Origin of the sequence: Pedobacter rhizosphaerae (genome assembly GCF_900111155.1) — a bacterium.
Lineage (GTDB): Bacteria > Bacteroidota > Bacteroidia > Sphingobacteriales > Sphingobacteriaceae > Pedobacter > Pedobacter rhizosphaerae.
Genome location: NZ_FOGG01000019.1, coordinates 51,042 through 72,403 on the forward strand (window position 1 = coordinate 51,042; position 21,362 = coordinate 72,403).

The 21,362-nt window shown below is 38.9% G+C and carries 14 protein-coding genes and 1 tRNA gene; 14 read left to right on the top strand and 1 reads right to left on the bottom strand.

All coding sequences use genetic code 11. The features are described 5' to 3' along the window. Positions 1–193: 193 nt before the first annotated feature. From BMX11_RS15440 to BMX11_RS15505, 14 genes are all read left to right on the top strand, one after another. The gene (locus BMX11_RS15440) at positions 194–2,776 is read left to right on the top strand and encodes an FtsK/SpoIIIE family DNA translocase (protein ID WP_090885841.1); all 2,583 of its coding nucleotides are present in this window, start codon (positions 194–196) and stop codon (positions 2,774–2,776) included. 62 nt (positions 2,777–2,838) lie between these two features. Beyond that, positions 2,839–3,489 (top strand): outer membrane lipoprotein periplasmic chaperone LolA1, encoded by a 651-nt coding sequence (locus BMX11_RS15445; RefSeq protein WP_090885843.1) that lies wholly within the window; start codon positions 2,839–2,841, stop codon positions 3,487–3,489. Positions 3,490–3,687: 198 nt separating this feature from the next. Next, complete coding sequence (locus BMX11_RS15450) at positions 3,688–3,960, top strand: hypothetical protein (protein WP_090885845.1); 273 nt, start codon at positions 3,688–3,690, stop codon at positions 3,958–3,960. Between the two features lie 43 nt (positions 3,961–4,003). Continuing rightward, complete coding sequence (locus BMX11_RS15455) at positions 4,004–4,768, top strand: MBL fold metallo-hydrolase (RefSeq protein ID WP_090885847.1); 765 nt, start codon at positions 4,004–4,006, stop codon at positions 4,766–4,768. A 46-nt stretch (positions 4,769–4,814) separates the two neighbouring features. Further along, positions 4,815–4,898: transfer RNA gene (locus tag BMX11_RS15460), tRNA-Leu, on the top strand. A 639-nt stretch (positions 4,899–5,537) separates the two neighbouring features. Further along, the gene (locus tag BMX11_RS15465; protein ID WP_090885849.1) at positions 5,538–6,107 is read left to right on the top strand and encodes an RNA polymerase sigma-70 factor; all 570 of its coding nucleotides are present in this window, start codon (positions 5,538–5,540) and stop codon (positions 6,105–6,107) included. 92 nt (positions 6,108–6,199) lie between these two features. Next, on the top strand, positions 6,200–7,324 hold the full coding sequence (locus tag BMX11_RS15470) for a FecR family protein (protein ID WP_090885851.1): 1,125 nt from the start codon (positions 6,200–6,202) through the stop codon (positions 7,322–7,324). 135 nt (positions 7,325–7,459) lie between these two features. After that, a complete protein-coding gene (locus BMX11_RS15475) occupies positions 7,460–10,759 on the top strand; it encodes a SusC/RagA family TonB-linked outer membrane protein (protein ID WP_090885853.1) in 3,300 nt (1,099 codons plus the stop codon). 20 nt (positions 10,760–10,779) lie between these two features. Further along, the gene (locus tag BMX11_RS15480) at positions 10,780–12,192 is read left to right on the top strand and encodes a RagB/SusD family nutrient uptake outer membrane protein (protein WP_090885855.1); all 1,413 of its coding nucleotides are present in this window, start codon (positions 10,780–10,782) and stop codon (positions 12,190–12,192) included. Between the two features lie 135 nt (positions 12,193–12,327). Then, the gene (locus tag BMX11_RS15485; RefSeq protein WP_090885856.1) at positions 12,328–13,419 is read left to right on the top strand and encodes an AhpC/TSA family protein; all 1,092 of its coding nucleotides are present in this window, start codon (positions 12,328–12,330) and stop codon (positions 13,417–13,419) included. A gap of 26 nt (positions 13,420–13,445) precedes the next feature. After that, positions 13,446–14,687 carry a thioredoxin family protein gene (locus BMX11_RS15490; protein WP_175474578.1) on the top strand — a complete coding sequence of 414 codons (1,242 nt, stop codon included), beginning with the start codon at positions 13,446–13,448 and terminating at the stop codon, positions 14,685–14,687. After that, positions 14,659–15,771, top strand: a complete 1,113-nt coding sequence (locus BMX11_RS15495; protein ID WP_090885860.1) for a TlpA disulfide reductase family protein — start codon at positions 14,659–14,661, stop codon at positions 15,769–15,771. The genes BMX11_RS15490 and BMX11_RS15495 overlap by 29 nt, the downstream gene beginning before the upstream one ends. A 26-nt stretch (positions 15,772–15,797) precedes the next feature. Then, positions 15,798–18,731: a M16 family metallopeptidase gene (locus tag BMX11_RS15500; RefSeq protein WP_090885862.1), complete on the top strand. Its 2,934-nt coding sequence runs from the start codon at positions 15,798–15,800 to the stop codon at positions 18,729–18,731. Between the two features lie 593 nt (positions 18,732–19,324). Beyond that, entirely contained in the window at positions 19,325–19,501 is a 177-nt protein-coding gene (locus BMX11_RS15505) for a sigma factor (protein ID WP_262502421.1), read from the top strand. Between the two features lie 1,046 nt (positions 19,502–20,547). Here BMX11_RS15505 and BMX11_RS15510 read toward each other — a convergent pair. Continuing rightward, positions 20,548–21,033 carry a hypothetical protein gene (locus BMX11_RS15510; protein WP_090885866.1) on the bottom strand — a complete coding sequence of 162 codons (486 nt, stop codon included), beginning with the start codon at positions 21,031–21,033 and terminating at the stop codon, positions 20,548–20,550. Positions 21,034–21,362: the final 329 nt, after the last annotated feature.

The following is a 21,362-nucleotide window of genomic DNA, read 5'->3' on the forward strand; positions in this document are numbered from 1 at the left end:
GACTAAACCTAAAACAAAATCCGTTTCATTTAAACAAAACGCTTCAACTGATGTGTTGATAATATATAGACGGGCTTTTTAACAGAAGGTTTAATGCATGTAGAATATTTTATTTATTTTAAGGCCTCAGGATAAAAACACAAGAGATAGAATATATATTTTATATTTGTCTTATAAAATACGATGATAGAAAATGCCGATAAAGGGTAATCAATTTAAAGCCAATACATTCAGGGATAAAAATGCCGACAATGCCTCAGGCAGGTCAGCATCGAATCGCCAGCAGCAGGAAAAGAGGGAATATTTACCGCGTTTTGATTTACAAGATGGACGTGCAGTAAAGATAATAGGGCTGTTTTTTGTTATTCTTTCTCTATATTTTTTAATTGCTTTTACTTCCTATTTATTTACCTGGCAGGATGATCAAAGTTATGTAATTGATGCCAATGGTGGATGGAGCAATCTATTTAAAACTGCCGAAGAATTAAAGAACTCTGGTGTTACGATTCCAGTTGTTCAAAACTGGTTAGGGAAGTTTGGAGCCTTATTGTCTCATCAATTTATTTATGAATGGTTTGGGATTGCCTCATTTTTATTTGTATTAGCCTTTTTCATTATTGGTTATCGCTTATTATTCAAGGTTAAAATTCTTTCTATTTCTAAAACCTTAGCTTATAGCTTCTTCTTTTTATTATTCATTTCGTTAACGCTTGGTTTTGTACATGCCTTTTGGAGTGAATCTCCGCATTACATTGAAGGAGAATTTGGGTACTGGAGTAATCGTTTGTTGAATGCTCAGATTGGTTCTGCTGGGGTGGCAGGCTTAATTGCGTTTGCCGGATTAACCATTCTAATTATAGCTTACAATATTGATTTTAAGCTTCCTGAAAGAAAACGTGAAGAACATATTGAACCTGATATTCCCGAGAATATTGAAGTTGTTAGGGAAAACAGATCTGAGCCTGTAGAGTTTAGTTTGCCAAACAAGCCTAATGTTAATAATGAACGCAGGGCTCAGAATGTTACACTCAGACCGAATAGGTTTGAAGAAAAGGAGGAGGAGGAAGAAGTTGTGGCTCCAGTTGTTTTATCGCCATTGGCTACGAATTTACCCATAACACCTGTTGCACCGGTAACACCTGTGGCTACGCCTCCGCTAGTGGTAGAACAAGTTGCTGAAGAAGAAAAAGTTGAGCCTGCCTTTACTGTTGCCAAATCAGAAGAGGAAATCAAATCTGATGATTTAATAGAACAATTTGGGAAATATGATCCAACTTTGGATTTATCGGGTTATAAAAAGCCACATTTGGATTTATTGGAGAATTACGGTTCGAGCAAAATTTCTGTTAATGCAGAAGAACTGGAAGCCAATAAGAATAAAATTGTAGAAACACTTAATCATTATAATATTGAAATTGATAAGATTAAGGCTACAATTGGTCCGACGGTAACGCTGTATGAGATTATCCCTGCACCAGGAGTTAGGATTTCAAAAATTAAGAATCTTGAGGATGATATTGCACTTTCATTAGCTGCGCTTGGTATCCGTATCATTGCACCTATGCCAGGAAAGGGAACCATTGGTATTGAGGTTCCAAACCAGCATCCAGAAATGGTGGCCATGAGAAGTGTATTGGGAACCGAGAAATGGAGCCAAACGACCATGGATTTACCTATTGCACTCGGTAAAACCATTAGCAATGAGGTTTATATCGCCGATTTGGCTAAAATGCCACACTTATTAGTAGCAGGAGCTACGGGACAAGGTAAATCGGTAGGTATTAATGCGATTCTGGTTTCTCTTCTATACAGCAAACATCCAGCGGAGCTGAAATTTGTATTAGTCGATCCTAAAAAGGTAGAGTTAACCTTGTTCAACAAGATTGAAAGGCATTTCCTGGCCAAACTACCAGGCGAGGCAGATGCGATTATTACCGATACGAAAAAAGTAATTAACACCTTAAACTCGCTGTGTATTGAGATGGACCAGCGTTATGATTTGTTAAAGGATGCACAGGTAAGAAATTTAAGAGAGTACAACGATAAATTTATCAAGCGGAAACTTAACCCGAATAATGGGCACAGGTTTTTACCATTTATTGTATTGGTGGTGGATGAGTTTGCCGATTTGATGATGACTGCGGGTAAGGAAGTAGAAACTCCGATTGCCCGTTTGGCCCAATTAGCCAGGGCGATTGGTATTCACCTGGTATTGGCTACTCAGCGTCCGTCTGTAAATATTATTACCGGTACCATTAAAGCCAACTTCCCTGCTAGGTTAGCTTTCAGGGTTTTGTCTAAAATAGATTCGAGAACGATTTTAGATAGCGGAGGTGCCGATCAGTTGATTGGTCGTGGAGATATGCTTTTGGCTACCGGAAGCGACTTAATCAGGCTACAGTGTGCTTTTGTTGATACACCTGAGGTAGATCGGATTTCTGATTACATCGGTAATCAACGAGGTTATTCTGAAGCCTATCAATTACCAGAATATGTAGATGAGAATGGTGAAGGAACTAAAATGGACTTCGATCCCAATGAAAGAGATAAGTTCTTTGAAGAGGCTGCACGACTAATTGTAATGCATCAGCAGGGCTCTACTTCATTAATTCAGCGTAAATTGAAACTGGGTTACAATAGAGCCGGACGTATTATTGACCAATTGGAAGCTGCGGGTATTGTTGGTCCGTTTGAAGGAAGTAAGGCTCGTGAAGTTTTATATCCAGACGAGTACTCTTTGGAACAGTTCTTGAATGGTATGAATGACAAAGATTAGATTAAACTAATTGTACAAAATCTACTCTAACGTTTCAAAAAGGAATAATAAAAAAAGAAAAGATGAAGAAAATAATTTCAGCATTAATGGTTGTAGTTGCTTTTACAACTTCAACTTATGCTCAGACAGATGCGAAGGCCAAGGCAATTTTAGCAGAGGTAAGTAAAAAGTATAAATCTTATAACATTGTTAAAACCGACTTTACTTTTACGCTTGAAAATCCCAGAGCTAAAGTTAAAGAAACACAGCAAGGTACTTTATATGTTAAAGCTAACTCCAATAAATATAAAGTAGCCATGACTAATCAGGAACTTTTTAGTGATGGAAAGAGCCAATGGACTTATTTAAAAAAGGATAAAGAGGTTCAGGTGAGTAATGTAGATAATAGTGGGGATGCAATTAATCCAGCTAAAATATTTACAGTTTATGAAAAAGGGTTTAAATATGTTTACACTGGAGATGAAAAGGTAGGTGGAAAAACTTATCAAATGATTGATTTAACTCCGGTTGATACTAAAAAAGCTATTTTTAAAGTTAGATTAAGCATTGATAAAGCTGCAAAGCAAATTGCAAATGTGGTTTTATTTGATAAAAACGGTAATAAATACACTTACAATGTAAGAACTTTCTCTCCGAATGTAAATGTTCCGGAAACTACTTTTGCTTTTGATGCCAAGAAATATCCTGGTGTTGAAGTGGTAGATTTAAGATAATTTTTATTCGCTTTGCGAAGAGATTTAAAGGTTCGGTTGGAAACAGCTGAACCTTTTTTCTTGGAAGGATGTATTGCCGAGAACATTGCAAAGACAATGAGTTTAATTTATCGCTCTTGGCACTATTAAATCTTTGGTGTTTGTAAATATTTGAAACGTATTTATGAATGCTGACTAGATTTCTCTAAGTTTGTTTTAATGTCTTTACCAATTACCAATCATACATTAGAAAAGCTAGAGCAATTACTCTTGGTTATGGGATTTAAGGTTCGATATGAGAAAGGGAACTTTAAAACCGGATCTTGCTTATTGGAGCATAATAAAGTTATTGTTGTGAATAAATTCTCTAATTTAGAGGGAAAAATCGCAGCATTAATAGCGCTGGTTAAACAAACTAATGCTGATGAAAACCTGTTTGACGATAAACAGAGACAATTTTATCAATCTTTAAAGCAGACTGAATTATTTTAATGAGGCACTACCATTTATATCTTTACGGAAAGGAAATAATTAGATGAAGGTAACTTTTTTAGGTACTGGTACCTCTCAAGGTGTTCCTGTTATTGCTTGTGGTTGCGTAGTTTGTACCTCTTCTAATCCAAAAGATAATCGTTTGAGAACTTCTATTCTGGTTGAAACTGGCGATAAGACCTTTGTTGTGGATAGTGGACCTGATTTTCGATATCAATTACTTCGGGCTGGGGTAAAAGATTTAGATGCTGTGATATTTACACATGAGCACAAGGATCACATTGCGGGTTTAGATGATATCCGCCCGTTTAATTACCTATTGCATAAGGTTATTGATGTATATGCCACAGAAAGGGTGCAAGCGGCTTTAAAACGAGAATTCTATTATATTTTCGCCGATACACGTTATCATGGCTTGCCACAGGTAAACTTGCATACCGTTAATAATGGGGTAGATTTTAAATTAGGTGAAACCACCATCACGCCGTTTGAGGTGATGCATCATGCCTTACCGATTACCGGATACCGCATTGGTGATTTTACTTATATTACTGATGCCAAGACGGTTTCAGAGGCATCTTTCGAATTAATTAAAGGCACTAAGATTTTGGTAATTAACGCCTTACAGCATGAGCCGCACATTTCTCATTTTACCTTAGGCGAGGCGAAGGATTTTGCAGACAAAGTTGGGGCAGAAACAACTTATTTAACACATGTCAGCCATAATTTAGGGCTTCATGACCTGGTAGAGAGTGAGTTACCTGAACATATTCATCTGGCTTTTGACGGACTTACTATAGAAGTTTAAAATAGGTTTTTGAAAATCCAAAATTACACTATATTTGCAGCAACATACCTGGGTGGCGAAATTGGTAGACGCACCATCTTGAGGGGGTGGCGCTGGCAACGGCGTGGCAGTTCGAATCTGCTTCCAGGTACTTGTATTTGACTTAATAGCCTGTAATTCAATTGATTACAGGTTTTTTTATTTTTTTACATACAGTTTTACATACACTTTTACTGTTCTCGGTGAAAGATTTAGTACATTATTAAAATGATTCCTTATTAGGTTATCGATCATCTCCAATATAGCTAACCCTGAAAAATTACGCTAAATTCTTCTTTTTGATCTCGCTCAAATTAAATATCACAATCTAGGTTTTCCCTTTTTATATAGTTGTACGATATATTGAAATTTTTGAAATCCCATTCTTAACTCAATATAGGTTATCCAATAGTATTGATTAAGACCAAGTTAGTTTGTAACAGTAACCCAAAATTCTAGGAACGATCTTTGTCAAAGTTTATTAAGGTAATAAGACTTGTGAAAATGTTCATAATTCATACTTCTTTTTATTTGAGATAGAAGGCATTGAACTGACAAGTATAGAATCTCAATAACAAAGGCTATTGGTTCCCAGGCCCTAAGATATTTATTGCCGGGGTCACCAACCATCGAAAACCATTTTTTTGGAAACCGTAGCAGGGCTATTAAAAGTTTTGTTTGTCAAGAATTGGGTGTCATAATTCCATGTATTTAGCTAATCAAATATTTATCCTTAAATTGCGGTATCAATATGAAGGATTATAGTGGATATACTGACCAGGGGCTATTAATGGCTATGCGCTCGGGCGACTCGGCAGCATTTACTGAAATCCATCACAGGTATTATCCCATTCTCTATGCCCATGCATCCAGACGTTTGTCAGATAGGGATGATGTTAATGATCTACTGCAGGAACTCTTTTTATACCTTTGGAACAACCGCATGCAGGAATTTTCAGGGCACTTATCCGGTTATTTATATACATCTGTTCGGAACAGAATTATAAATGTTTATCGAAGCAAAAAAATCAGATCTGATTATATGGATAGCCTGCAAAACTTTTTGGAGCAAAATCAACAACCAATAGCAGATAATTTAGTAAGGGAAAAGGAATTGACTTTAATCATTGAAAGGGAAATTTCAGCATTGCCCCCGCAAATGAGATTAGTTTTTGAAATGAGCCGAAACCTTCATAAAAGCCATCAGGAGATTGCTGATGAGCTATCTATCAGTCCGCTTACAGTAAAAAAACAGATCTATAATTCTCTGAAGATCCTTCGTTCAAAGCTTGGTCCGCATTTTCATGCATTTTTTATTTAATTTTTGGTATCCCTGAATTTTTTTTCGATTTACCTACTACTTTGATTCTTCTCGAGTGTCTATAGCTTAATTAGGGTATATCACCATTGATTATGGCAAACATGAATGCAGAAAAACTACTCGAAGTATACCACTCGGGCAAAGCAACTGATGAACAAAAGGCTTTGGTGGAAACGTGGTACCTTAGTTTTACAGAATCTGAACATGGTTTTTCTCATGAAGAACTACTGGAAGATAAAAACAAAAGCCTTGCATCGTTGCTTGTTTATGTTGACAATGCAACCACCCGTCGTTTATGGAGAAATATAAGCGTAGCGGCATCAATCTTTTTAGTCATATCGGCCGGGCTTTTCTTTTATCTGGATGAGAATAAACGTGCAGATCATAAATATGATGCGAAGCTAAGTGACGTTGAAGCAGGTGGGAATAAGGCTACGTTAACATTGGCTGATGGGAAAAAAATTGATCTTACCTCAGCCGCTAATGGAAATCTGGCAAAACTGACTGGAGTTGAAATTAACAAGACCGCTGATGGACAATTAGTATATACAGTTAAAGAGAATGGCTCATCGACATCAGCAATACAATACAATACTATTGAAACCCCGAACGGAGGGCAATATCAGGTCAGGCTGCCAGATGGTACCCTTGTATATTTGAATGCAGCTTCTTCCATTAAGTATCCTACATTATTTGCCGGTAAAGAACGTAAGGTTGAGGTTGTCGGGGAAGCTTATCTGGAGGTTGCTCATAATAAGAATATGCCTTTCAAAGTGACTAGTGCCGGACAAGTGATCGAAGTTTTGGGAACTCAATTTAATGTTTCCGCTTACAAAGATGAGGGTCTGATGAAAACTACTTTATTACAGGGCTCCGTAAAAATTACCAGTAATGGTCATAGCAGGCTACTTGTTCCTGGGCAACAAGCGCAGGTAGATTCAAGAGAAATTATTATAAGTAACGATATAAATCCCAAAGAGGTCATTGCCTGGAAAGATGGTTATTTTATGTTCAATGAAAACCTTAAAAATATCATGAACAAGATTGCAAGGTGGTACAATGTTGATGTGGAATATGACGGGAATGTAGACCTTAATCAAGAGTTTGGCGGCCGAATCTCACGAACTAAGACATTGTCTTCAGCTTTAAAAATTATGGAGTTAACAGGGAATATTCATTTCAAAATAGATGGAAGGAGGGTGATTGTTATGAAGTAAAATTTTACCATAGCAGTTATCCTTGAAAAAACCAAAGGTGGTTGCACACCTTTGGTCTTAAGATTGGGTAGCCTGTAACCGGATAGCCGGTTTAAAAATATTGCGAACATTTTTTCAACTAAACCAACCAATCAAATGTACAAAATTTTACCACAACCTGAGCGTGGGGGATATTCCTATGCTTTTTGTAAAACTCTGCTGGTGATGAAACTGATTGTCCTATGCTTACTAACAACCATACTACAGGTGAGTGCAAAAACCTTTGCACAGCGCGTTACGCTAAACAGTATGAAGGCACCATTAGAGCAAGTCATAAAAGAAATCGGCAATCAAACTGGCTATGATTTCTTTTACAGTCTACAAGTAATCAGAAAAACAAACCCTGTAACGGTGACCTTGAAAAATGTTTCCGTTGAAGAAGCATTGCTAAAGATTTTTAACAATCAGCCTGTTAGTTATACTATAGCAATGGCAGATAAAGCAGTGGTGATTAAAGCGATGGAAAATAAAATAAAAACTCCATATATCAATGCTTTTTTTATAGTGAAAGGAAAAGTGACCGATGAAGGGGGTAATCCTCTGCCAGGAGCGTCCATTAAAATGCTCGTTAGTGGTGAGGTGGTTGTTTCGGATGCTCAGGGATTTTTCGAGCTTAAAAACCTCAATGGGGAGGGAATGATTGAATGCTCCTATGTCGGATATGTAACCCAACAGATAAGAATCACCAATAAAACGCAATTTCTCGATATCAGGATGTTGCGAGCTGATAATAAGCTGGATGAAGTCGTGCTTATCGGCTACGGTACCAGTACAAAGCGCCTCAATACAGGTTCTGTTAGTTCAGTTAGCTCAAAGGATATTACCAGCCAGCCACTGGCAAATCCTTTAGGAGCATTGGCTGGCCGCATTTCGGGAATGACCATTAGCCAGAACAATGGACTTCCTGGTGGAAATTATACAGTACAAATCAGAGGACAAAATTCCCTGCAATCTGGCGGTACTCCACTTTATGTAATTGATGGTGTGCCTTTTTCCGGCGAAGATATAAATAGATTCGGGCTAGGTGCTGCAAATGGTGGTATCAGCGCTTTCAGTATGATCAACCCTACAGATATTGATCGCATTGATGTTCTCAAAGACGGAGATGCCACCGCTATTTATGGGGCAAGGGGTGCAAATGGTGTCGTTTTGATCACTACTAAACGCGGAAACTCTGGTGCTGCCAGGTTAACTGCAAATGTTTACCGAGGGGCAGGAAAAGTCAGTCATTTCATACCTATGCTAAATACACAGCAGTATCTTGAGATGAGAAAAGAGGCATTTGCAAATGATGGGGTAGAGCCGGATGAATTTAACGCACCGGACTTGACAATTTATGATCAGAACAAATACACAAACTGGCAGAAAGAGATCATTGGCGGTACGGCTAATGTTACTGATGCACAAACGAGCTTTTCGGGTGGCAACAATAACATCCGTTTTCTGATGAATGCCAATTACCGGAAAGAAGGTACTGTTTTTAAAGGGGATATGGGAACTGAACGAATTGGAACGCGCATGAACCTGGACTACATTTCTACGAGCGGAAAATTTTCTGCCAGCGCTTCAGCGGCATTCTCTGCGGATAAGACCAATCTAATAACAATGGATCTGACCAATACTTATAATCTTCCTCCAAATATGCCTCTTTACAATGCGGACGGCTCCTTGTTTTGGGACAGCTATCAGCAGAATCCACTGGGATCCTTAAATCAGAAGTATAAAGGCCTGACCAATACTTTGCTAGGTAACGCCACTATCAAATATATGCCGCTTGAAGGCCTGGCGCTGAAAATGAACCTCGGATATAACCAAACGACACTTGATCAAAAGTCTTCCTATCCTTCTTCGTCTTTCAATCCTGCATTCGGCATGGCCAGCCTCGCCATGTTTGGCAACAGCAGAATGAATAATTTTATAGTTGAGCCCACTGCCGATTACTCCATTAAATCTCCGAACTTTAAGCTGAATTTTCTTGCCGGAGCTTCTTGGCAGAGCACGAACAGTACGGGACAGTCGATCACGGGCGAAAACTACAGCAATGATGCTTTACTAGGTTCCATTGTTGCTGCAGGCAACCTGGTTCCACAGTACGAAACCATCGATAAATATAATTTCAATTCTGTTTTTGGAAAAGTGAATTATAGCTATAGGGACAAATACCTATTGAATGCAACCTACAGGAGAGACGGCTCTTCGAAATTCGGTATCAACAACAGGTTCGGCAGTTTCGGCGCCTTTGGGGTTGCATGGGTGTTCAGCGAAGAAGAATTTGTTAAGAATAACCTTGCCTTCCTCAGTTTCGGTAAATTCAGGGGTAGTTACGGTCTAACAGGAAATGATCAAATTGAAAATTATCGCTATCTGCAGATCTACTCGCTTGGAAACCCTTACCAGCAGCAACCTGCTACTTATGTAATGAGTACATCAAATCCAGATATCAGATGGGAGTCTACTAGAAAGCTGGAATTCGGATTGGACCTTGGCATATGGAAGGACAGATTCCTGATTGGCGTGAATTATTACCGGAACAGATCCGATAACCAGATCATTTCAACAAGTATTGGTACACAATCAGGCTTTAAAACCTTTATTCAAAATATCAATGCCTTAATAGAAAACTCGGGTCTGGAGTTTGAATTAAACACAAAGAATGTAAGGGGTATAAATTTTACCTGGAATACCAGTCTCAATATCACAATGCCAAACAGTAAGCTACTTGAGTTTCCTGGGTTGGAAACCAGTTTTTACAAGGATTCTTTTTTCATCGGACAACCGGTAAACGGACAGCGCTATTATCAGTATTTAGGCGTGAACGCTGCAACTGGTGTCGCCGCTTATCAGGATGTGGATGAGGACGGTACGCCAGAGCTTGTTCCTGCACCATTGGGGACGCCATTTTACGGCGGTATAAGCAACACTTTCACCTATAGAAACTGGTCTCTCGATTTTCTCATTCAGTTTAACCATCGAAATGGATTACGGAATCGTTTAAGCTCTTATAACAATGCTGCTGTGCTGGGAAATATGTCTAACCAGAACACTTCAGTGTTAGATCGCTGGAGAAGCCCTGGAAATACAGGTACGTTATTCCCGGCAGCGACAGCAGAACAGGGAACCCAGTTGTCAGCCAGTTATGATTATTTTAATGAGTCGAATGCATTTTTCGGAGATGCTTCATTTGTGCGGTTTAAATCTGTTAATCTGGGCTACCGATTCCATGGGGACTGGTTGAATAAGTTAAGGATTGCTGACCTGAACATTTATTTTCAGGGACAGAACCTGCTTACCCTGACAAAAAATAAATATGTCTTTGATCCCGAGACTTCTGGGGTAGGTATTGGTACAATGCCTGCGCTACGAACATTTGTACTCGGCTTGAACTGTTCATTTTAACTCATTAAAGATTAACGAAGATGAAAATATATTCAATATTAAAACATTATATAGGGCTGTCCCTGGTGCTCACCCTGATTGTACATTCTGGCTGTAAAAAATTTGTAGATGTTGGTGCGCCGGAAAACAGAATCGGTATAAAAGAATCATTTGCAAATGAAGCAGGCGCTACCAGTGCAATTCTTGGACTTTATGCGCAAAATCTTACTGGAAGCCAGGGTTTAATTAGATATTACAGCGCATGCATGGGGAATAGTGCAGACGAGCTGAAATCCACCTCGGATGCCTTTAACGTTTTCGGGAGTAATGCGGTACCTGTAAATAGCTTTTACGTTAGCGAATACCTTTGGTATACCAGCTACAAACAAATTATGTTATGCAATCAGGCTATTGAAGGTCTTGAAACTTCAGCTGCTTTGAGACCTTCAGTTAAATCATCGCTTACAGGCGAAGCAAAATTCTGGAGGGCCTTTATATACTTTTATCTGACCAACATGTTTGGTGATGTGCCGATGCCATTGGGTACCAATGCACTCGAGAACTCAAGGTTGCCGAGGACACCTGCTGCACAAGTTTGGACACAGATCATTACAGATCTCAAAGACGCAGAAGCTGGCTTAGCTATTGATTATCCCGGCACCGGGTTTCGCACCAGGGTAAGCAAATCCGTAGCAGAGGCTTTCCTCGCGCGTGTATATCTTTACCAAAAGGACTGGTATAATGCAGAAGCCTATTCTACCAAGTTAATCGAGGGTGGTTACCTACTTTTAGATAAAGACAATATCGACGGCGTTTTCACCAACACCAGTGAGGAAACAATTTTTCAGATAGCCAATATGACAGGTGTATCGTCTTTTGGTCCGCTATACGTATCTTCCCCGGGGATTGTTCCCATTTTGTCCATGACGGATGATCTTAACGGTTCATTTTCAAATTCGGATTTGAGGAAAATTAACTGGACGCGTCAGAATACTGCAAATGGTCAGCAGTTCACTGAAATTTATAAGTACAAAACGCGGATCGGTTCGGGCGCTGAATATGATATCGTATTTCGTTTGGCGGAGCAGTTACTTATCAGGGCGGAAGCCCGGGCACATCTGAATAAAATCACTGGTCCCAACAGCGCACTGTCTGACTTGAATGAAATTAAGGATAGAGCTGAACTTCCTAAGGTGTTGGTAGCCTCACAGTCAGACATTTTATTTGAAATTGAGCAGGAACGCAGACATGAGCTTTTTGGCGAGTTTGGTCATAGATGGTTGGATTTGAAACGCACTCCGAGTACGATCATGCCAGCAACACCTTCCAGGGCAGATGACTTGTTTTCACAAAGCAAGCCCGGTTGGAAATCTACCGCGAAACTATATCCTATTCCTGCTAGTCAGAGGGCGCAAAACACCAATCTCACACAGAATGAAGGGTACACGCCGTAATTCATATCCACTATTCGGCCCTATATCTTCTATTCATTAAGTTGTTAACATACAATCGATGAGTTCGTCTTTAGGGAGTTTCAAATAAACAAAAACTCCCGTAAGATGGCTCTGTAACCTTAAAAATTCAATCCTATGCTGTTGAAATTATTTAGTACAACACTATTATTGAGCTTATCGCTCTATGTAACTGCACAAGAGCAAAAAGCTTTCATCATTAACGGAGATTTGCCTGGCTATGCTAAGCCATATATTTATTTAAGACAGGTAAATAAGATTACCGATTCCTCAAAAGTAATAAATGGAAAATTTGTTTTTAAAGGAACTGTAACTGAACCTACAACTGCTGACTTGACCAATAGAGTGGATCAGTCGCTCAGCTTTATTCTCGAAAATGCAAATTTCAGTTTGACAGGTGAAACGGGAATTATTGACGAGGCAAAATTGGAAGGGGGCGGGCCAACTCAGAAAGAAAAGATTGAACTTGAACGCAGTCAAGCCTTATTAAACGCGGAAATGCAAGCGTTAGGACCCAGATTCCAGGAACTTGCTGATCAGAAGGATACCGTAGGGTTAATTGCGCTTTCGAAAGAAAGTGAAGTAATCAGCGGAAAACTTGCAGCCATGGAGTTTGATTTTATCAGGAGTCACCCTAAAAGCTTTCAGAGCTTATTCTTGCTGTGGCAGCTTAAGGAGCAACTGGTGATAGATCAGGTTAATAAAATTTATAATGGACTTGATCCAAGCGTCAGAAATTCTGCTGTCGGCAAGCGTGCGCGCAAAAACTTTGATGCCATCGTTAAAAACTCAGTAGGGCAGGTAGCCCCTGATTTTACACAAAATGACGTGTATGGAAAACCAGTCTCACTGTCTTCTTTCAGGGGCAAATATGTCTTGGTTGATTTCTGGGCAAGCTGGTGTGCACCATGTCGTGCTGAGAATCCAAATCTGGTAAAAACGTTTACGAGGTACGGACGAAAAGGCTTTGATATTTTAGGTGTTTCTCTGGACAGTAAAGCAGAGGCCTGGAAGAAAGCAATAGCAGACGACGGCCTGGGCTGGAAGCATGTATCAGATCTTAAAGGCTGGCAGAATGCAGTATCGCAGCTTTACGGAATTCAGGGAGTGCCTTCAAGTTATTTAATTGATCCTCGAGGCGTCATCGTTGCCAAGGATCTTAGGGGAGATGAGCTAGACCGTTTTCTAGCGGACATTTTTAATCAGTAATGCCATTGCTAAAATCAATCACTACCATGAAGCCTATTATATATTTATTGCTTTTTATGCTCCCGGCAGCTGTGAGTGGTCAGGAAAAGGGAATTCAGTTCCGGCATTTTGAGAGCTGGGATCAGGTATTGACTCAAGCTAAAAAGGAGCAAAAATTCATTTTTGTAGATGTCTACACCACTTGGTGTGTCCCCTGTAAGATGATGAGTATGGAAATTTTTCCCAGGGAGGATGTAGGTACATTTATGAACAAAAATTTTATCAGCATAAAGGTTCAAATGGACAGTTCGAAGTCTGATCCGCCGGGTATTAAACAATGGTATGCTGATGCGGCTAAAATAAAGGCACTCTACAATATACGGAATTATCCGACCCTGTTGTACTTCGATCCGGCAGGGAATCAGGTTCACCGCACCGTGGGGCAATCCGGGGCTGATGAATTCATTCAAAACTCTGCTGATGCACTTGATTCTAACACTCAATATCTAACTATGCTTAAAAAGGCTAATAGTGGAGAAAATCTAAGCCCAGACTTTTTAAAGGCGCTAACTATTGGTGCCTGGAAAGCGTCTGAAAGAGAGAAATCGAAGTTCTATGCCAGGCAGTATCTGTCTCTTGTGGATGATCAGCAGCTGCTCAGTGAGGAGGGCATCAATTTTGTAACCATTCATACAGAGCGTACCACGGATCCCGGCTTTCAGTTCTTTTTACGCAATAAGCAAAAAATTGATTCCATTAAGGGTGAAGGGACTGCCTTTTCGACCATCAACTGGTACATGTCAAAAGATGTAGAAGATTTGGTTTCTATCAATCCTACACGGCCTGACTGGACGAAGATTTACAAAGATATTAAGGGTCGGTTCCCTCATTACGCAGATGAGCTCATCATCAAACGAAAGATCAAGTATTACACAGACAGGAGGGATTGGGCTAAAGTTGACCGGAACGTCTACTTGTTAATTCCGGAATATGGAAGGATGCTGACTGCTAATGAGCTAAATGGTTACGCCTACAATGTTTTTTTAAATTGTAATGAAGTCAGCTATCTGAAAAACGCATTGCAGTGGACCAGTATTATGAGGTCAAAGGAGAAAGACCATTCCATATTATTCACTCGTGCCAGCCTGCTTTATAAACTTGGGAGGGCAAAAGAGGCAATTGGAATTATCGAACAAATTATAGCATCCTCTGCTGACCAAGATCTCAGCGGTATGGAGGAATTACTGAAAATGATGCAAAATGGGAAAAAGACCTGGATTGAGAATTAAAATGAATAAGTTGATCAATAGCATAAAATATACCTTAGCAATTTGCTTGTTTTGTTCTATAAATGCGATGAGCCAACAGCTAGTTGTTGAGGGGGATATAGCGGGGCTGGAAGATGAACAAGTAATTTTTGTGTATTACAATGGAACCGACGACCAAGCCGATACAGTGAGGGTTGATGCCGGCAAATTTATCTGGACTAAAAAGGTGGATGAAGCACAGAGAATAGGAATGTTGTTTTCTGGAGCGTTTGTTCATTTTTTTGCCGAAGAAGGTAAAATCCTAATTAAAGGAACAGCGGATTCGCTAAACAGTTTGAAAATAAGCGGGTCAACAGTTCAGGACGAAGCGGATGATTATAAAAAGTCAATGCTGGACATTGAACAGCAGCAGGATTATATTTCAAAACATTATTCTACAGCAAGTAAACTAGAGCAGGATTCTTTTCGAACAAAACGCTCGATCCTCATGCGGCAACAAGATGAACGGGAAAAGCAGTATGTAGCAAGTCATCCCAACAGTATACTAAGTTTGTACATTGTGGCTGATTGGGCTAATGATGGTGATTATTACGGGGCAAAGGCAATGTATGAGCAATTGGCAAAAAGCATTCAGGAAACTGCGCAGGGCAAACGCATTGGGCAAAGACTGGTCATATTGAGCCGGAGTTTTCTAGGAGCGAAGATCGCAGACTTTACTCAGAACTATCTGAATGGCGTTCCCGTTAACTTCTCGGATTTCAAAGGAAAATATTTGCTCATCGATTTTTGGGCAAGCTGGTGTGGTCCCTGCCGGGCTGAAAATCCCAATGTTCTGAAAGCTTACAGAAGGTATAAAACAAAAAACTTTACCATAATCGGCGTTTCCCTTGACGACAACAAGGAAAACTGGCAGAAAGCAATTTTGGAGGACAAGATGCCATGGCTCCAGGTCTCAGATTTAAAAGGTTTTAAAAACGAAATCGCCTCCTATTATGGGATAATGTCGATTCCTACGACGTTTTTACTCGATCCTGAAGGTAAAATCATTGCAAAAAATCTTCGTGGTGAGTCTTTACACCAGAAGCTAGCTGAGTTGCTTGATTAATTTTAAACTAACATAATAATATATTCATGAAATACAAACTACATGCGCTAGCCTTCTTGATGCTGATCTGGCTCAGCTCGGCAGCACAGACTCAATATGTCTGGAAAACTGCCAATGCTGGTGGATATACCTACAGGTATGTCACCAATGATCCTACTAAGACTCGTTTTTACACGCTGAAGAACGGATTAACAGTGATTTTGTCACAAAACAATAACGAACCGATGATCACATTCAAAATGGCTGTTAGGGCTGGAAGTAATACTGATCCGCAAACCAATACTGGATTGGCACACTATCTGGAGCACCTGCTATTCAAAGGCACAGATAAGTTCGGAACACTCGACTATGTCAAAGAAAAGCCGCTTTTGGACAAAATTGAAGCACTCTACGAGACGTACCTTAAGACCACCGATCAGGCACGGAGGAAGTCTATTTATCAGGAAATTGATAGAATTTCTGGTGAGGCAGCAAATTATGCCATCGCCAATGAATATGATAAGCTGATGCAGTCTATTGGCAGTATCGGCACTAATGCACACACCGCTCCTGAAGAGACGGTTTATGAGGAAAATATTCCGTCTAATGCATTGGATAAGTTTCTGGAAGTTCAGTCTGAGCGCTTCAGAGCTCCGGTTTTCCGTCTTTTTCATACCGAACTTGAAGCAGTTTACGAGGAAAAAAATCGAAGCTTGGATGACGACAGGAGTAAGATGTATGAGGGAATGCTTAGTGTACTGTTCCCTACACACAACTACGGACAGCAAACTACCATTGGGACTATCGAACATTTAAAAAATCCTTCACTTGTGGAGATCAGAAAATACTTTAACAAGTACTATGTGCCTAACAATATGGCCTTGGTAATGTCCGGGGATATTGCTTACGATGAAGTCATCAGAAAAATCGATCAACGCTTTTCTTATTTGAAGCCGAAGGAATTTAAGCCTTATTTACCGGCTCCTGAGCAAAATCAGACTTCCGTAAAACGTGTAGATATCTATGGGCCCAGTACAGAAAACTTGATGATCGCTTATCGCGGTTACGGACAAAACAGCCATAACAGTCTGATGCTGGACTTGATAAGTAACATCCTATATAATGAGAAGGCCGGACTAATGGATATAAACATTAACAAACAGCAACGTATGTTGGGGGCAAATGCAGAATACCAGCAAATGAAGGATTACGGTATTTTTATGTTGTCAGGATCGCCAAAAAATGGCCAGAGTTTGGAAGAGGCGAAAAACATACTCCTGGAGCAGATTGAAATATTGAAACAGGGAAAGTTTGATGAAGAGTTGATTAAAGCTACTGTTGCAAACCAAAAATTGTCTGAATTACAAAGTTTTGATAACAATGGAGTCAGGGCTAGTTTTGCGATGACTGCTTTTATCCAAAACAGAGGAGAAGAATGGAATAAAATGCTTTCTTCAACTGATGATATGGCCAAAATCACCAAAAAGCAACTGGTGGATTTTGCAAATAAATTCTTCAAAGACAACTACGTGGTGGTTATGAAGCATGTTGGGGAAGATAAAAATACACCGAAAGTGGATAAGCCTATGATTACTGCAGTTAATACAAATGCAGGGCTGGCATCTGATTTTGTGAAGAGAATTGTTGAGGAGCCAGTTAAGCCAATAGCTCCAAAATTTTTGGACTACAGTAAGGATCTAAAATTTGGAAAGAATGGTGCAGTTGATATCATTTATGCTAGAAATGTTGATAACAGCATTTTTAGTATGATGTACCGTTTTGAAATGGGCGCTTTGAACGATAAGCGGCTGCCCTATGCTGCCAGGTATCTCTCATTTCTCGGAACAGATAAGTATACATCGGAGGAAATTAGCCAGGCTTTTTACAGGCTTGCCTGTAATTATCAGATTAATGTAGGCAACGACATAACCACAATTTCAATTACTGGATTGCAGGAAAATTTTGACAAAGCCGCTGCATTACTGGAGGATCTTTTGACCAGTTGTAAACCGAATGAACAGGCTTTGGAAGAATTGAAAAGCAGTATGTTAAAATCGCGGGAAAATGCTAAGTTGGATAAAGAATTGATTATGAATGGATTGACAAATTATGCACAATATGGCGCAGACAATCCATTTAATTACGGTCTAAGTACCGACGAGATCAAGATTCTACAATCTAAAGATCTGCTTGCGATTTTGCATCAGTTGTTTGATTTTAAGCATACAATCACCTACTATGGACCAAAATCTATAGATGAATTTTCTTCAGCTATCGCTACAGTCCATCCTGTGAAGAAGGAGCTTAAGTCACCGCCAGCGATCAAGAAATTTACGTCTTTGGACACAGATCTTAACAAGGTCTATTTCGCAGATTACGATATGGTTCAGGCTGAAATTCGCTGGGTTAGGAATAGCGGATTATATGATTCCGCAGATGTGGCAAGGGTATCACTTTTTAATGCCTACTTTGGAGGTGGGATGGGTTCCGTTGTCTTCCAGAGTATTCGTGAGTCAAAGGCGCTGGCGTATTCTACTTTTGCGGTGTATTCAACCCCACCTACGCCCGATAAGCAAAATGTGATTGTGGCTTATGTAGGTGCTCAGGCAGATAAAACTAATGATGCTGTAAAAGCAATGAACGAGCTACTAGATACACTGCCAGAATCCGACCGATCATTTGAACTTTCAAAAGGCAGTCTGCTGACAGGAATGGGGGCTGAGCGGGTGATAAAGGATAACATCATCTACAAATTTTTGGCAGACCAGAAACTTGGTTTTAAACAGGATTCAAGGATAGTCGAATACGCAAATTTAAAACAGTTGAGCTTTCCAGATATCAAGAAATTTCATCAGGAAAAGCTCTCAGGGAAGTCCTACAATTACTGCATTGTGGCATCTGAGAAAAAAATAGCTCTTACAGAATTGGAAAAACTGGGAAAGCTGAACAAGCTTAGTTTAGAACAGATTTTTGGATATTAATAGACGCTGCCTTGGGTGCCTTTTTTCGGGCACCCTTTAAACAAACTTAAGTTCTCACAGTGAAACCTAATTCAGAAAATAGATAGGGTTCGTTAGCATTTCGACATTCAAAATGTAAATGCATCCATTGTTTGTTCACCAAATCTTCAATACAGTTAATATTGCCCCAGCGATTGACTTTATCTTCAATATTTTTGTTAAACATTCAGGGATATCGTCGGCGTTACAACGCAGTATCACATGAGCACTTTTTTGACAGGGCTAACATTTGAACTTTTTTTGAATTTTAAGGTTCATCGATAGGGGAACAGCATAAACTAAACTTTGATTGGTACAATTTACTACCGGGATGATCATTTGGCGGAGACACCCTTAATAGGAAATGTCCTTGTAGATAATTCTTTTAGCTGATGAAAATTGCAACTAATTTTTGTGTGATATGCATCATTGTCTAGAAGAAATTGACTATCATTGCGCTTAAAAAGCTATAAAATTATAATAAAACAACGATTGTATGTCTGTAAAAACCTCTTGATAATGAAACTGAAATACTTGCTGAAATAGCCGGGGGGGATAAACGTGCTTTTGAAGTTTTGTTCAGAAATTACCATAGGTATGTTTTGGCATTCAGTAGAAAGATAACCCGTTCTGATGACTTAGCGAAAGAAATAGTTCAGGACGTTTTTTTGAAAATTTGGTTAAGCAGAGAAAAACTCCGAAATTCCTCAAACTGTTCATTCTTATATGAAGGATGCACTCAAAAAGCTTAGAGAGCATTTTTTTAAAAAAAAAAAAAAAACTGCGCTAGATTATACCATTTTTATTTTCAGTCTTTTCAATACAAAATAAGGTCGTGCTTTCCTTAGAATGGAAGAATCTGATTTCCTGCCAAATACATTGTTTAAATTTTTCATTTTAATATTAAGCGCCTATAAATAAGTAGGTTGTGTCTTTTGTTTTTTTGAGTACCCCGTCACTTCTAAATTATGGGTCAATGTTATTAAAAGGTTAACTTACCTTAACAAAAAATAATATAGGTATGAACAACACACGGCTTCGGGAATTGCTTAAACTCTATTTTGATGATTCTGCTTCAGATTTAGAACAGTCAGAATTTACGAGATTATCTTAACGACCCTTTTTAAGATGTTGAATCTAAAAAAATAATCGGTCAGGCTTTTGACGAGCAGAGTGAAGGCGTTGAATTAACCGAATACGAACAACAAAATCTTCTCTCTGTTAGTTTATAGGAGGTATCTGTGAAGATTTCCTTTCTTCTAAATGGTTAGTTTCCAAATACAATAAATATTCTGGGAAATTCGTGCCCAAAGTTAAAGAATTGATAGAAGAGGTTGAAGGAGGAGACCCATTATTTCAGGTTTTTGATGAATTCAGCATAAACCTGGGTATATTTTTTGCTAAATAATTAATTTTCAGACCATTGATTGTATAATTTTTGGAGGCAATATTGCTAGGACCTCCGCTCTGTTTTTACCTCAATTAAAATATTATTTAAGTACCAGGTCAGTTACAGTTCCAATATTGATTTAGGAAAAAGGGCGAGAACGCAGCATTGATTGGTTCCGCATGTACCGCTCAAGCCTCAAAATTAGCACAAAATTAATACGAAGTGAAACTCTAGTATGCCGCTACGAATATCATCATCTTTTGTAGATTCGTCCATCATATCTAAGACGCAGCAGTTATTTCGTAGGGTCGAAATAATAAATGATTTATCGCAAATTTAATTCTGGTGAGTTGGGGTCAACCGCCTGCAGTTTATCCAACTCATCTATGAACCAGATACAAAGCCAACCTAAACTACCCTGCCAGATGACTTTGCACTATTATCCAGTAATTTTCCTGTTAGAAATCCAACTATTACTGCTAAGGGAAACGTTAATAATATATTGCTGAGTAATAAGCTTAATATTATACCCAGCATAATTCCTACAGGAAGAAAAATAGAAAGATAATAGCCTTTCGATACCAGTTTGAACTTTTTGCGAACTTCGTGTTTATGGATCGCAAGTGCTTTGTAGTAATCCATCACCCTACTTTTATCAGAACCTCCAGCAGGTATCTTGGAAATAAGCTCGGAGGTACTGCTCTTAAAAAAATCGAGATCAGTTTCGTCTTTAACAGCAGGGGGTACCAGTTCCAGGCTTGATTCAATAAAATATAAACCATATGCTCTTTTCTCACCTTCATTTAACTTTATCATCTTTTTTCTAATAAAAGCCAATTGTTCGAGTGACCAGGTTTTGTAACCTGTTAAAAGGTCTTTTTTCTTTGTCAACATAAGAATTCAAATATAATAATTTATAAAATATAGGCTTATTTTGTTATGTGAGTAAATCGTAAAATGGTCATTATTCGAACTAAAAGTCAAATAGAAAAGATGACTTTTCTGATTATGCCTTCTAAATAATTTACGAAATAAACTATTTGTTCGTTTCATTTTTGCGCCTCTGAATACCTATTTAGCAATTGTGGAAGTGGTTTGTGTCCAAATCCATATTCTTGCTCTGATTGGATCCTACTTTTTAAGTTTTCTATTAAATGATTCAAGTAATGCTTTGGTGGCTTCACACTGATAGATTGTTCATTTTAAATCAATCAAAGATTTAA

Bases quoted from the DNA above. Each gene is read 5' to 3' on its own strand.
- BMX11_RS15450 (WP_090885845.1), top strand. From the start codon at position 3,688: ATGTCTTTACCAATTACCAATCATACATTAGAAAAGCTAGAGCAATTA.
- BMX11_RS15500 (WP_090885862.1), top strand. From the start codon at position 15,798: ATGAAATACAAACTACATGCGCTAGCCTTCTTGATGCTGATCTGGCTC.
- BMX11_RS15445 (WP_090885843.1), top strand. From the start codon at position 2,839: ATGAAGAAAATAATTTCAGCATTAATGGTTGTAGTTGCTTTTACAACT.
- BMX11_RS15495 (WP_090885860.1), top strand. From the start codon at position 14,659: ATGGGAAAAAGACCTGGATTGAGAATTAAAATGAATAAGTTGATCAAT.
- BMX11_RS15480 (WP_090885855.1), top strand. From the start codon at position 10,780: ATGAAAATATATTCAATATTAAAACATTATATAGGGCTGTCCCTGGTG.
- BMX11_RS15465 (WP_090885849.1), top strand. From the start codon at position 5,538: ATGAAGGATTATAGTGGATATACTGACCAGGGGCTATTAATGGCTATG.
- BMX11_RS15475 (WP_090885853.1), top strand. From the start codon at position 7,460: ATGTACAAAATTTTACCACAACCTGAGCGTGGGGGATATTCCTATGCT.
- BMX11_RS15490 (WP_175474578.1), top strand. From the start codon at position 13,446: ATGAAGCCTATTATATATTTATTGCTTTTTATGCTCCCGGCAGCTGTG.
- BMX11_RS15440 (WP_090885841.1), top strand. From the start codon at position 194: ATGCCGATAAAGGGTAATCAATTTAAAGCCAATACATTCAGGGATAAA.
- BMX11_RS15510 (WP_090885866.1), bottom strand. From the start codon at position 21,033: ATGTTGACAAAGAAAAAAGACCTTTTAACAGGTTACAAAACCTGGTCA.
- BMX11_RS15485 (WP_090885856.1), top strand. From the start codon at position 12,328: ATGCTGTTGAAATTATTTAGTACAACACTATTATTGAGCTTATCGCTC.
- BMX11_RS15470 (WP_090885851.1), top strand. From the start codon at position 6,200: ATGGCAAACATGAATGCAGAAAAACTACTCGAAGTATACCACTCGGGC.
- BMX11_RS15455 (WP_090885847.1), top strand. From the start codon at position 4,004: ATGAAGGTAACTTTTTTAGGTACTGGTACCTCTCAAGGTGTTCCTGTT.